The 13,800-nt window shown below is 68.9% G+C and carries 8 protein-coding genes; 7 read left to right on the top strand and 1 reads right to left on the bottom strand.

Annotated features, from left to right (window positions below):
• The first annotated feature begins 143 nt into the window (after positions 1-143).
• Complete coding sequence (locus ACO0LU_RS13855) at positions 144-1,013, top strand: DUF4282 domain-containing protein (RefSeq protein WP_424791935.1); 870 nt, start codon at positions 144-146, stop codon at positions 1,011-1,013.
• A gap of 32 nt (positions 1,014-1,045) precedes the next feature.
• Here the strand turns inward: ACO0LU_RS13855 and ACO0LU_RS13850 are convergent, their stop codons facing one another.
• Positions 1,046-3,757 (bottom strand): ATP-dependent DNA ligase, encoded by a 2,712-nt coding sequence (locus tag ACO0LU_RS13850; RefSeq protein ID WP_424791934.1) that lies wholly within the window; start codon positions 3,755-3,757, stop codon positions 1,046-1,048.
• Positions 3,758-4,008: 251 nt separating this feature from the next.
• On the opposite strand from ACO0LU_RS13850, the gene ACO0LU_RS13845 reads away from it, so the two are divergent.
• The 6 genes from ACO0LU_RS13845 (at position 4,009) to ACO0LU_RS13820 (ending at position 13,765) form a co-directional block, all read left to right on the top strand.
• The gene (locus ACO0LU_RS13845; RefSeq protein ID WP_424786241.1) at positions 4,009-4,815 is read left to right on the top strand and encodes a Ku protein; all 807 of its coding nucleotides are present in this window, start codon (positions 4,009-4,011) and stop codon (positions 4,813-4,815) included.
• A 94-nt stretch (positions 4,816-4,909) separates the two neighbouring features.
• Positions 4,910-6,919, top strand: coding sequence for an ABC transporter ATP-binding protein (locus ACO0LU_RS13840; protein ID WP_424791933.1), 2,010 nt, complete (start codon positions 4,910-4,912; stop codon positions 6,917-6,919).
• The gene (locus ACO0LU_RS13835; RefSeq protein WP_424791932.1) at positions 6,916-8,775 is read left to right on the top strand and encodes an ABC transporter ATP-binding protein; all 1,860 of its coding nucleotides are present in this window, start codon (positions 6,916-6,918) and stop codon (positions 8,773-8,775) included. Before ACO0LU_RS13840 ends, ACO0LU_RS13835 begins: the two co-directional genes overlap by 4 nt.
• 35 nt (positions 8,776-8,810) lie before the next feature.
• Positions 8,811-9,470, top strand: a complete 660-nt coding sequence (locus tag ACO0LU_RS13830) for a hypothetical protein (protein WP_424791931.1) — start codon at positions 8,811-8,813, stop codon at positions 9,468-9,470.
• Between the two features lie 138 nt (positions 9,471-9,608).
• Positions 9,609-11,618, top strand: coding sequence for a hypothetical protein (locus ACO0LU_RS13825; RefSeq protein ID WP_424791930.1), 2,010 nt, complete (start codon positions 9,609-9,611; stop codon positions 11,616-11,618).
• Positions 11,619-11,620: 2 nt separating this feature from the next.
• On the top strand, positions 11,621-13,765 hold the full coding sequence (locus ACO0LU_RS13820) for a metallophosphoesterase (RefSeq protein ID WP_424791929.1): 2,145 nt from the start codon (positions 11,621-11,623) through the stop codon (positions 13,763-13,765).
• The last annotated feature ends 35 nt before the right edge of the window (positions 13,766-13,800 follow it).

Genomic DNA, 13,800 nt, shown 5'->3' with positions numbered 1-13,800 from the left:
GACCGGGGTTCCGGGCTGCACATGTCCCTGGCTGCACATGTCCCTACATGATGCGCCGTTCCTCCAGGGTTCTAAGGTGGTGTTGACGTGATTGACACACCGGTCACCGACATGAGCGTGACTGCACCAGGAGGGGCCAGACCATGAATCCACCCGAACCGCAGGAACCATCCGGCGCCGGTCACGACGCCGACGGCCGTAGCCAGGCCCCGGCGCAACCCGGCGACACCCCTCAGAAGACCGAAGGTGGAGAGACCGGCGGGGAGGGGATCGGGTACGCACAAGGCCCCTCCGGCCCGGTGCCCCAGGCAGCGCCGCCGACCGAGCCGCCGGCCCAGTCCGGGAGCGCCGCGACGCCGGCAGTTGCGGGTGGCGCCGACGTTCAGGACGTCGGAGTTCAAAGTGGCCAGGGGGGCTATGCCGCCCCGCCCGGTGGCTACGCCCAGGCTGGTGAGGCCACGACTTACGGTGGCCAGGGCGGGTACGGCCGCCCACAGGGTGGCTATGGCGCGCCCCAGGGTGGCTATGCCGGACAGCAGGGTGGTCACGAGCACGGTGGCTACGGTGCACCGCAGGGTGGACACGGAACAGTTCAGCATGGTTACGGCGCGCCCCAGGGTGGTCCCCCGCAACCCGGATCAGGCGCCCCCCACGGGGCCCCGGGCTACCCGCAGCCCGGCACCCCGCTGACGGCTTCAGCATCCGGTCCGGGCCTGTTCGATCTCACCTTCGCAACCCCGCTCGCACCGCGCATCGCCCGACTCGGATTTATCTTGTTGTGGATCCTCGGCGGCCTGATCGCTCTGTCCGGGCTGGTCGAGTTCATCCAGGTAGCGGTGGCCATGAGCATGTACGGAGGTGGCTGGACGGTGGCCGTTTACTTCGTGAACTTGCTGGTCGCCATCGCCATCGCGCTGGCGCTGGTCGTGCTCGGCCGGATGGGTATCGAACTGGCCCTCGCGGTGGTCGCAGGCCGCGAACGGGACAAGGGGTCGCCGGAGGGGTCGTCCTAGACGCGCGGAAGCAGCGCGAGTAGGTCGGCACCTCAGGATTCCTCGGATTCGCGCTGCGCAGGATCGATGTCGCTCGGATCCTTATCGACCCGCCAGCCGCGCCAGACCGGATGACGCAGCCTGCCCTCGGTGGTCCAGTTCGAAAAGGACACCTCAGCCACGCGTACCGGCTCGACCCAGTGCGCATCCCGGGCATCGGTGGCAGGAACGCCGACGATTGCCGGCGTCGGTCTGGCATCCTCGCGCAGTTGCGCAACCCATGAGCGGGCCTCCCGCTCCGTGAAGCCGGTGCCGACCCGGCCGATGTAACGCCAGCGGCCCTCCTGCGTCGGGATCCCGAGCAGCAGCGATCCCACCGCGCCCGAACGCCCGCCCCGACCGGGCCGCCATCCGCCGACCACAACCTCCTGGGTGCGGCTGTGCCGGATCTTGATCCACGCCGAACTCCGTTGCCCGGCCCGGTAGATGCTGTCCACCCGTTTGGCCACGATCCCCTCCAAGCCCTGATCGGCACTGGTGGCCAGGGCCCCGGGGATGTCTCCCTCGAACGCGGGAGGGACCTGCACGGTGCGGGAAGGGGAGATGACCTCCTCCAGCAGGCTGCGGCGCTGGTGGTAGGTGAAGCCGGTGAGTTCGTGCCCGTCCATGGCCAGCAGATCGAAGAGCATCAGGTGCACACCCTGGCGCCGTGCCGCCGCGGCCACCTGATGACCCGTGGCCTGCATCCGCGGCTGCAACAACCCGAAGATTGGCCGCCCTTGGCCATCGAGGGCCACCACCTCCCCATCCAGCACCACCGAGGTCGCATGCACCGCGTCCAGTACCTCAGCGACCTCGGGATACTGCTCGGTGGTCTCCAGACCCGAACGGCCGAACACCCGGACCCCTCCCGTGCCCACGTGCACCAGCGCACGGACCCCGTCCCACTTCATCTCCGCGGCCCAGCCCTCGGCACCGATGTCCGCGAGGGTGCCCGCGGTGGCCAACATCGGCGGGATCGGGGTCACTGGCGCAGGATCGGCGGCTGGTGCGCTGGGATTCGCTGGTGCGTCCGGCGCTGCTTGCGCGACTGAGTTGCTCGGGGCCTCCGGTGGGCTGTGCGCGTCCGGTGGGTCCGGCGTGCTCGCAGCGTCCGGTGGGCTCGGCGCGGCCGGCGGGTTCGGGACGTCTGCCGGTTGCCGGGCCGCGAGTTCCTGCCTTCTTGCCTCAGTCGACCGGTCAGGAGCGCTGCGGGACCCCGATGGCTCAGCGGCGCTGGACGAGTCGTGGATCTCGGGCTGCTTCTTCATCAGATGGATCAGCCACTGCTCGCGCTCCCCGCCGGTGCGGATCAATGCGAAGGTACTGATCCGTCCGGGCCCCGACTGCTCCAGGCCACCGCCTTCGGCGCCGGTGAGCGTGGCAATGACCTCGGCACCCTCGCGCCACTTCTCGATCTCGTAGGTACCGTGATCCCAGATCGTGACCTCACCGGCGCCGTACTCGCCCTTGGGGATGGTGCCGGCGAACGTGGCGTACTCCAGCGGGTGGTCCTCGGTCGGCACGGCCAGGTGATTGCGGTCCGGTGAGGTGGGAACGCCGCGCGGCAGTGCCCAACTGACCAGCACGCCGTCGCGCTCCAGCCGGAAGTCCCAGTGCAACCGGGAGGCATGATGCTCCTGGATCACGAAGCGGGGCGGGGCAGGGCTTTCGCCGTCGGCACCTCCATCACCCGGGTCGTCCTCGGGCACCACCGGGGCGGTGGGCGAGAACGGTGGTGATGTCGCCACCGGAGCCGGAACCGGCTCGGGTGTGCGTGCCCCATCGCGCTTGGCGCGATAGCGCGCGAGCCGGTCCGGCACCGGCGTCGTGCCGGGGGAGGCCCCCAGCGGTGCCATCGGATCCCCGCGCTCGGCCAGCAGGTCCAGCACCTCCTCGGGTGAGAGTTGACGCAGGGCCGGATCGGCCAGTTCCTCCCACGTGCGCGGCGCGGCAACGCGGGGCAGAGCGGTGCCGCGGAGGGAGTAGGGCGCCACAGTGGTCTTCTTGGCGTTGTTCTGGGACCAGTCCAGGAACACCTTGCCCGCTCGGGCCGCCCGGGCCATCCGGGACAGCACCAGATCCGGGTGATCGGCCTCCAGGCTCCGGGCCAGTTCCCGCGCGAGCGCACTGGCCTGCTCCGAGGTCACCGTGCCCGGTAGCGGGGCGTACAGGTGGATTCCCTTGGAGCCGCTCGTGACCGGGTAGGACTCCATTCCCATGCCGGTCAGGATCTCCCGCACCAACTCGGCCACGTGGGCGACAGTGGCCAAGTCCACCCCCGGACCGGGATCCAGGTCCAGGACCAGCCGGTCCGGGTTGGCGGCGGCGCCATCGGCATCGAGTCGCCACTGCGGCACATGAACCTCCAGGGCCGCGATCTGGGCGAACCAGGTCAGCGTGGCACGGGAGTCCACCACTGGATAGGTGGAGACGTGATCGGAGTGCTGCACATCGGCTCGGACTACCCACGAGGGGGTGCCGGCGTCCAGGTCCTTGCTGAAGAAGGCATCCAGCGGGCGGCGTGCGGTGCCGACCCCCTCCACCCAGCGTTTGCGAGTGGCAGGGCGCCCCAGGCAGTGCGGCACCATGACGTCGGCGACCTGGGCGTAGTAGTGCGCCACCTCGGCCTTGGTGGTGCCGGTCTGGGGATAGAGCACCTTGTCCAGGTTGGTCATGCGCAGCCGGCGACCATCGACGTTCACGATCGTCTCCGCACGAGCCATGCTGCCTATCGTGCTGGGTGCGCGCCCTCGTGGCTAGCCGTGCCGACCTGCGGCGCCCCCGGACCACGCCGACCCCGGTCCCCGGGGGGCCGCTGGCGTGCGCCGGTGACCCTCCGCCGGCGGACGCCTGCGGAACTCGGGTGCTCCCGGCGTCGTCCATCCCGGTGCCTTGCTGCCCTTTGCGCGTGGTGACCCCTCGCCTGCGGGCACCGAGTGGTGTTGACTGGCTGGCGGGAGAAGGGAGCAGCATCATGCGGTCCATCTGGAAAGGGTCCCTGACGTTCGGGCTGGTGAACGTGCCTGTCTCGGTCTACAGCGCTACGGAGTCCCACGATGTGCGTCTGCGCCAGGTGCATGACGCCGACGGCGGGCGCATCCGGTACCAGCGCAAGTGCGAGGTATGCGAGCAGGTGGTGCCGTTCGAGAACATCGATAAGGCCTACACCGACGGTGAGAGCATGGTGGTCCTCACCGATGAGGACTTCGCCTCGCTCCCGGCGGAACGCTCGAAGGAGATCACCATCCTGGAGTTCGTGCCCAGTGATCAGGTCGACCCGATCATGTTCTCCAGCGCCTACTACCTGGCCCCGCCGGGGGAGATGAGTAAGGCGTACGCGCTGCTGCGGCGCACGCTCGCCGAGACCGACCGCACCGCCATCGTGTCCTTCACCTTGAGGCAGAAGACCCGGCTCGCCGCCCTGCGGGTGCGCGACAACGTGCTGATGCTGCAGACCCTGCTGTGGGCCGATGAGATCCGCCAGGCCGATTTCGCCGCCACCACCGAGGAAGTCAAGATCACGAAGAAGGAACTCGACATGGCCGCCAACTTGGTGGGGTCCTATGAATCCGACTTCGATCCGGAGTCCTTCACCGACGACTATCAGAAGGAATTACGCACCCTGATCGAGGCGAAACTTGAACGCGGCGAAGGCTTCGAAACCACTGAAATTGCGCAGGAAGAGGGTGCTGAGGTGGTCGACCTGATGGAGGCCCTGCGCCGGAGCGTGGCCCAGTCCAAGGAGCGCAAGGGCAAGGCTGAACGCGGCAAGTCCGCCTGAAACGGCTAGACTGCTGCGGCAGCCCAACCAGTCCGCCCTGGAGGTCGACTCCTTTCCCATGCTGTCCGTGCCAAACGCATGTGCGCGTTAACAAATGAGTGGTAAACCCGCCCTGAGCCCAGCATCGACCACTCGCGATCCCGGATCACGCAGCAATCCCGCGAACACCGATTCCCCGGTGTTGGCCACGCTTGCGCGCCTGTTCCCCTACCTCAAGCCGGCCCTCCCGCGCCTGATCGCCGGGATGATCTGTGCCCTCGGTGCCAGCCTCGCCGCCCTCGCTGTGCCGCAGGTGCTGGAGTGGGCGGTGAACGAGCCGCTGCTCGGTTCGGTCTCCAGCGGGGAGACCTCCGGCCTGTGGATCGCGGTCGCGATGGTGGCCGGCCTGGGTCTGCTGGAGGCGGTGCTGATCGCGTTGCGACGCTGGTTCATCCTGGTGCCCGGCACCCGGGTCGAGGCGAATCTGCGGATGTCGATGTTCACCCACCTGCAAGACCTCCAGGTCGCCTTCCACGACCAGTGGCCCGGGGGGCAGTTGCTGTCCCGGTCCATGTCCGACCTGAGCACGTTGCGCCGGTTCCTGAGTTTCGGGATCGTGATGCTGGTGGTCAACGCCTCCACGATCGCCGTCGGCACGTACCTGATGATCCAGCTCGGTGGCGTGCTCGGTGTGGTGTTCCTGGTCGGTGCGCTCCCGGTGATCTACCTGTCCTTCCGGTTCTCCTCCCGGTTCCGCCACATCGCCCGGCTCTCCCAGGACCAGGCCGGGGACCTGGCCACCACGGTGGAGGAGTCGGTACACGGCATCCGGGTGCTCAAGGCGTTCGGTCGGGGCCGGGAGGCTTACTACTCCTTCTCCGCGCAGGCCGATGAACTGCGTGGCACCGAGATCCGCAAGGCGCGGGCGATGTCGGCCTTCTCCTTCGCGATCACCACGATTCCGGAGGTGGTGCTGGGCATCACCGTGCTGGCCGGGATCTACCTGTACACACAGGGGGACGTCACCGTGGGTGCGCTGGTGGCCTTCTTCGCCACCGCCGCGGTGATGGCCGGGCCGGTGGAGCAGATTGGTGAGTTGATGGCGATGAGCCTGACCGCCAAGACCGCCGTGGATCGCTACTTCGAGGTGCTGGACAGCCCGAACCTGGTGACCGATCCGGCTGAGCCCAAGGAGGTCACCGACCCGCGGGGGGAGATCACCTTCGACGGCGTCCGCTTCCACTTCGCCGACGCCCCCTTGGTGGAACCGGTCCCGCAGGGCCGGCCGGACCAGCCGGTGGAGCCGGCCCGGGCCGAGGTGCTCGCCGGGGTGGACCTGAGGGTCCGCCCGGGCGAGACGATGGCCCTGGTGGGCCTGACCGGGTCGGGCAAGACCACGATGGCCTCCCTGGTCCCGCGCTTGTACGACGTGACCGGGGGCTCGGTACGCATCGACGGACTGGACGTGCGGGAGATGACGCGGCGCCACCTGCGCACCATGGTCTCGATCGCTTTCGAGGACGCGACGCTGTTCTCGGCCTCGGTGCGCGAGAACGTGCTGCTCGGCGCCCCGCCCGGACAGGACGGCGAGGAGGACCTGCAGCGTGCGCTGACCATCGCCCAGGCCCACTTCATCCGCGAGTTGCCCGAGGGTGTGGACACCGTCATCGGGGAGGAGGGGTTGAGTCTGTCCGGTGGGCAGCGCCAGCGCCTCGCGCTCGCCCGTGCGGTGGCCGCACGCCCCACCGTGCTGGTACTTGACGATCCGCTCTCCGCACTGGACGTGACAACAGAGGAAGCGGTCACCGACCACCTGCGCAAGGAACTGGCGCAAACCACCACCCTGATCGTGGCCCACCGCCCCTCCACGGTGGCGCTCGCCGACCGGGTCGCGGTGCTGCAGGAAGGCAAGATCGTCGGCATCGGAACCCACTCCGAGTTGCTGGCCGGCAACGATCACTACCGGTTCGTCATCTCCTCCCTGGTCGCCGACGAGCAGTACCAGCGTGAGCAGGAGGAGTACGACAGCCAGCAGTTGAGGTTCGACCGCAGAGCCGACGACGAGATCGACGATGGTTTCGAGGACGAGGGCGCCTACCGCGCCACCCAGGAGCACAACCGATGAGCCGCGCGACGCCGGCGCCCGCCCGTGAGAGCAACACCCGTGGCGCCGAGGAACCGCCCCAGGGCACCGCAGGGGAAGAGGACTACAACCTCGACAGACGCCGGTCCAAGGCAGTTCGGTCCCGGTCCCTACGCCTACTCGCCGACCTCCTCCGCCCGATGTGGGGACTGTTTGCGCTCACCGTCGTCGTGGTCGTGGTCTCCCAGGCCGCACGGGTGGCCGGCCCGGCGCTGGTGGCGATGGCGATCGACTACGGGCTCCCGGCTGCGGCCGAGGGGGACTGGCTGATCCCCTCGGTGATCGGAGCGACCTACATCCTCACCGCGATCGTGGCAGGAGTGTGTACTGCAGCCTTCATCAGGTTGGCGGCGAAGGTCTCCCAGGCGGTGCTGCTGGACCTGCGTCAACGGGTCTTCCGCCACACACAGCGGCTCAGCCTGGAGTTCCACGAGAACTACACCTCCGGCCGGATCATCGCCCGGCAGACCTCGGACCTGGATGCGCTGAAACAGCTGCTGGACTCCGGCATCGTCTCCCTGGCCCAGTCCATCCTGTTCATGACCTTCACCGCACTGTCGCTGTTCCTGCTGGACTGGCGCTCGGGGTTGGTGCTGGCGGTGGCGATCCTGCCGGTGTGGGCGGTGACCCGCTGGTTCCAGTTGCGCTCCCAGGTGCTCTACCGCCACCAACGGGTTGCCTCGGCGCGCCTGATCATCAGCTTCGTGGAGAACATGACCGGAATCCGGGCGGTCCAGGCCTTCCGCCGGGAACGCACGAACAACGACGCCTACGGCGACCTGACCGAGGTCTACCGGGACAACACCGCCCGCACGATGGGCTTGAACGGGATCTACGACCCGGCGCTGAAACTCATCGGCAACCTCACCGTCGCCACCGCCCTGGCCGTCGGTGGCTTCCGCGTGCTGGACGGCTCGATGGAGGTGGGAGTGCTGGTGGCCACGCTGCTGTACACCAACCGCTTCTTCCAGCCGATCACCCGGATGGCGATGTTCTACAACTCCTTCCAGTCCGCGGCGGCGGCCCTGGAGAAGATCTCCGGGCTGTTGGAGGAGGTCCCCACCGTGCGTCAGGCGGCGCACCCCGTGCCGCTTCCGCGAGCCCGTGGTGAACTGCGGTTCAACAAGGTCACCTTCGGCTACGGCGACGGACCGATGGTGCTGCCGGAGTTCGATCTGCACGTCCCACCGGGGCAGACCGTGGCCCTGGTCGGGGCCACCGGCGCGGGCAAGTCCACCGTAGCGAAACTCATCGCTCGCTTCTACGACGTGACCTCCGGTGCGCTCACCCTTGATGGCGTCGACCTCCGCGAGATCTCCACCCGGGACCTACGCCGTGCCGTGGTGATGGTGACCCAGGAGGCCTACCTCTTCTCCGGGTCGGTCCGCGACAACATCGCCCTGGCCCGCCCGGACGCCACCGACCAGGAGGTGGAGGCCGCGGCCCGGGCTGTGGGGGCACACGAGTTCATCACCGCGATGCCCGACGGCTACGACACCGACGTGAACAAGCGCGGTGGGCGGGTCAGCGCCGGGCAGCGCCAACTGATCTCCTTCGCCCGGGCCTTCCTGGCCGACCCGGCGGTGCTCATTCTCGATGAGGCCACCAGTTCCCTCGATATCCCGGGGGAGCGGCTGGTGCAGCGCGGGCTGCAGACGCTGCTGGCCGACCGCACCTCGCTGATCATCGCCCACCGCCTGTCCACCGTGGAGATCGCCGACCGGGTCCTGGTCATGGAGGGCGGGCGCGTGATCGAGGACGGGGCCCCGGCGGACCTGACGTCCGGGAACGGGCAGTTCGCGGCGCTGCACACCGCGTGGCGTGATTCGCTGGTGTGAGTGACGCCCGAGGCGGGTGCTGCCAGGATGGGCACATGACATCGCACACCGGCCCTGACAACGGCGACCGGGACGCCGGCGGGCCGACAAGCCCGGACGCGCAACTCCCAGGAGCGCACGATCGGGGCCCGGAGGGTGCCGGTCGAGCGGGTTCCGAACGCCACAGGGACCCTGCCGCGCGCAAGAACCGTTCCGATGTTCCGCCGGCCTGGTTGCGCACGTCGGCGCTGGTGACCGGCAGTGCCGTGCTCATCATCCTGCTGGTGCTGGTGGCTGCTGCCACATTGCCGTCCTGGTGGGCCTCGACGGTGGGTCGCCAGGCCGATGGTGTCTCCGCAGCCGGCATCCTGTGGGGCCTGTTCTACGGCGTCGTGTTCACCTTGGTGCCGATGGTGCTGATCCTGGTGGCGATCCGGGTGCACTGGCACTGGAAGGTTCGCCTCGGGGTGGGCGCGGGCGCGCTGCTGCTACTGCTGCCGAACCTGCTCACCCTGGCCGTTGCGCTCGGACTCTCCGAGAGCACCCGGGAGGCAAGGACCGTGCTGACCGTGCAGGCCCCCAACTTCGGTGTCGCCACGCTGATCGGGGTGCTGACGACTCTGCTGCTGGGCGGTGGGGCGGCACTGCTGATCTACCGGATGGGAGCCTCCCGCCGGGAGTTGCGCGACCTGCGCAGGCAAGCCGGCCAGAACTGACCTCGCGTACGCATCCTGCGCCGAGCCCGTGCAGGTGCGGACGATCCCGGCCGTGCCGACGGTGCCGCTGCCCGAGGGTGCGTACAGTGGACCCCGGTACGACTCGGTGAGCAGATCGGCGATCCAAGGAGTAGGTGCGTGCATAGGGCGATCCGGAGTCTCTCGGTAGCGATGGCGGCCGGCGCCCTGGTGCTCGCCGGCTGTACCGGTGGGCGGGAACTCGAACCCGAGCCCACCGGTCCGGTACCGCCGCCACCCCCGATCGCCACGACCCACGCTCCGGACGAGGTTCCGGCGTTGCTCGCCTCGCATGAACCCGAGGAGATGGCCCTGGCCGTGAGCGAGCGCTACTTCGCCTCCGCGCACGTGGTGGTGATGGCCCCTGCGGACGACGAGGCCGCAATCGCGCGGGGAGCGTCGATCTCGATGGCGGCGGGAACTCCGTTGCTGCTCACCGGAGGGCCTGGTAACGGCTTGGCGGTGGAGTCCGAACTGGTTCGGTTGAGCACCCACTCGGTCATCACCGTCGGGGCTGTGGACGTGGCGGATATCGATGTGACTGCGCTGGACATCGTGCCCGCGCCGGCCGATGCCGGTGACCTGGGTGAGATCCTCGGCCTGGACCTGACCGCCGTGGACGGATCGCACCTGGGGCCCGAGCGCGCCGAGCGGCCGGAGGAGCCGGTTCAGGACCCGGAGGACACCGACGGCGACGGCGCGAGCGAGGACGGGGCGGAAACAGACGACGCCTCGGGCGCTGACAGCACCGACGGTGCCGACGGCAATGCCGACGACGACAGCAGCAGCCCTGGTGGCGAACGTTCCGGCACGGGCGGCTCCTCCGCCACGGATGAGGATTCCGCCACCGCTGCCCACGAGGCGTCCGGGGCTCGGACCCCCGGGCACGAAGCACGCGAGGGTGAGGACGACGAGGGCGAGAACGCCGACGGCGAGGACGGTCAGGACGGCAACGGTGCGGAGGGCACCGATGCGAACGGTGGCGCCGCCGGTGCCGCCAGTTACGTCGAGGCGCTGATCAACATGGATGTGGGTGAGGTGCTCGACGTCGAACTGGCCGATGACACCACGCCGGAGCCGGTCGGCGAACTCAGCCCCACGGAACCGACCGAACGCCTGGACGGGCCGATGGTGCTGGCCGATGGTGAACCCGGACAGGCTGCCGCGATCGGGATCGCCCGTGCCGCCGGTGCCACGGTCATCCTCACCGAGCAGATCAACTCCGAGCCCGAGGTGATGGGCGAGATCTCCGGCGCCGACTCCATCCTGGGCCTGGGCACCAGCTTCGGGGACGATGCCGAGTTCACCTGGCGGGTCCTGACGGCCGCCACCGGGACCGAACTGCCTGGCGGAGGTCAGGAGGTCTTCGGCGGCAAACGGTACATCGCGTTGTACGGGCACCCCGTGACGCCGCTCCTGGGCATCTTGGGGGAGCAGGGCACGGAGGAGACGATCGACCTGGCCGCCGAGTACGCCGAGCGCTACACCGGACTGACCGAGGACCAGGTGATCCCGGCGCTGGAGATCATCGTGACCGTGGCCAGCACGGGCGCCGGTGAGGACGGCATGTACTCCAACGCCTGGCCATCGGAGACGTTCATCCCCTTGATCGAGGCTGCTGAGGAAGCCGGCCAGTACGTGGTGCTGGACTTCCAGCCCGGGCGCAACCACTTCGTGGACCAGATCCAGAGGTATGAGGACCTGCTGGCCTACCCGCACGTGGGCGTGGCACTGGACCCGGAGTGGCGGCTGCTCCCGGACCAGGTGCATCTATCGCAGATCGGGCACGTAGAGGCCGAGGAGGTCAACGAGGTGGTCGACTACCTCGCCGAGTTCGTCATCGAACACGACCTGCCGCCGAAGATGCTCATCCTGCACCAGTTCCAGATCCAGATGATCCGGGACCGGGACCAGGTGGACACTGCGCGCCCCCAGGTGGCGGTGCTCATCCACGCCGACGGTCAGGGCCCGGTGCCCAGTAAGTTCGATACGTGGAACGCGCTGCACCGGGACGCGCCGGAAGGAATCGCCTGGGGATGGAAGAATTTCATCGATGAGGACTCTCCGATGATGACCCCGGAGCAGACCTACGATGTCGAGCCCGTCCCGGAGTTCGTGAGTTACCAGTAGCCATGACCGATCAGACCAACGAGCCGCGACACGACGGCGATCGCACTGCTGAGCGCCCCGGCACCGAGGCGCAAACAGGGGCGCACCGGTTCGCGTGGTGGCACGGGTTGCGGCCACTGACCCGACGTGCGATCCGGGTGGGCACAGCGGTCCTGATGGCGCTGCTCGTCTCGATCGGATTCGCGGTCTCCACCGCCTCCTACACGGGGTCGCTCGGACCGCACGTCGCCGAGTACAGCACCCGTCTGAACGGGGAGATCCGCGTAGACATGGGGCCGCTCGGATCGCTGGTGATCGCCTCGCCGCTACCGGCCAACCTGGGCGTGAACGTGCTGGTGCGGGGGATCCCCGACCAACTCACCAGTGACGACGCCGACCCGATCGCCGGGTTGATGGCGGACCTGAACTCGTACAACCAGTTCCTGGCCAATCCCCAAGCAACGATCGACGACGCGGCCCGCGGCCTCATCGGTGACGTCGTGGGCCGGGCCGTGGTCACGCTGTCGGTGCTCCTGATGGCGATCGCCCTGAGCAGGCTCGTGGCCCACGGCGTGCTACGGGAGGCCCTCAAGAGTGCGTGGCGCCAGCCAGGAGTGCCGTTCGTGGCGCCGACCCTGGCGGTGGTCCTGGTGATCCTGCCGCTGACCGACCTGACCCGCGGTTTCGGTCCGGAGGGGCGCAGTTCCCCGGTGCTGGCCGGGACAGCGCTGGAGGACGCCCGGATCACCGGACGGTTGGCCACGATCGTCGACCACTACGGCGGCATGGTGGTACGTGCGGTGGAGGACAACACGCGCTTCTACGCCGATGTGGAGTCAAACCTCATCGCGGCCTACGAGGCGAACCCCGCGGCGCTGGCTCCACCGGTCCGGCCGGCGCCGCTGATGGAGGATGACGATGGCGATGACGAAGACACCGACAGTGGTCAGGATGCCGGTGGTGCGGGAGAGACGAACGGTGCCGAAGGCACCGACGGCGGGCAGGCCACTGACACTGGGGCCACTGACGATGGCGAAGCCACCGACGCTGAGGGTACCGAGGTCGCGGGCGGGATCGACGACGAAGGTACCGAGGGCGCGGGCGGGATCGACGACGAAGGTACCGAGGGCACCGACACCACGAATCCGGGTGACTTGGGCGATGCCGTCAGGCTGGACGAGGACGAGGTCGAGGCGCCCGCCGATGACGACGCGGAGTCGGCCCAGCCCGATCGCGCCCAGTCCCTGGCCTTCACCGACCCCGACGCCGAGTACGCCACCTTCCTGATGGTCGCGGACCTGCACTGCAACGTCGGGATGGCCCCGGTGATCGGCACCGCCGCCACCCTCGGCGAGGTCGATGCCATCCTGAACGCCGGCGACACGGTGATGAGCGGCACGTCGGTGGAGTCGTTCTGCGTGAATGCCTTCGCTGACGAGATCCCGTCCGGCCTCCCGGTGATCGTCGCGGACGGCAACCATGACTCAGTGCTCACCGGCGAGCAGGAGCGCGCCCGGGGATGGACGGTCCTGGACGGCGACGTGGTCGAGGTGGCCGGGGTGCGAATCCTGGGCGACGCCGACCCCACCCTGACCGAGATCGGCACGGGCACCCGACCCGAGCGCGATGAGACGGTGGTGGAAATGGGCGAGCGGTTGCGCGCTCAGGCGTGTGAGTTGCAGGAGGAGGAGTCCGGTGCCGACATCCTCCTGGTGCACTCCCCGCACGCGGGCCGGCAAGCCCTCGACGCCGGCTGTGTGCCGATGAACCTGTCGGGCCACATGCACACCCAGCGCGGGCCGCTGCAGTTGGGCTGGGGCGTGCAGTACATCTCCGGGTCCACCGCGGGCGCCACGCTGGGCCGGCCCACTGTCGGTCCCCTGCAGGGGACCGCGGCGATGACCATCATCCGCTGGAACCTCACCGAGGGGATCCCGGATCATTACCGGCTGATCCACGCCGAGGCCGATGCTTCGGTGAGCCTGGGTCCCTGGTTGAACTTTCCGGCCCTGCCGACCGAGCACGTCGACCCCAGCGCCCCGGAGCCGGAGCCGGAGCCGGAGATTCCCGACGGCGTCGAGGAGCCGGAGGATGTCGAGGAGGGCGACCCCAGCGCACCCGACCAGAACCTGCCCGAGGACGATGAGGCGATCCGCGAGGAGAGCTGAGGTCAACCGGCGCGCTGATCATTCATACTTGGCTG

The sequence above is a fragment of the Pseudactinotalea sp. Z1748 genome (assembly GCF_049725185.1).
In the GTDB taxonomy this organism is placed as follows: domain Bacteria; phylum Actinomycetota; class Actinomycetes; order Actinomycetales; family Beutenbergiaceae; genus CALKWS01.
Note: the sequence above shows the minus strand (reverse complement) of the source record. Positions and strands in the feature narration are given on the sequence as shown.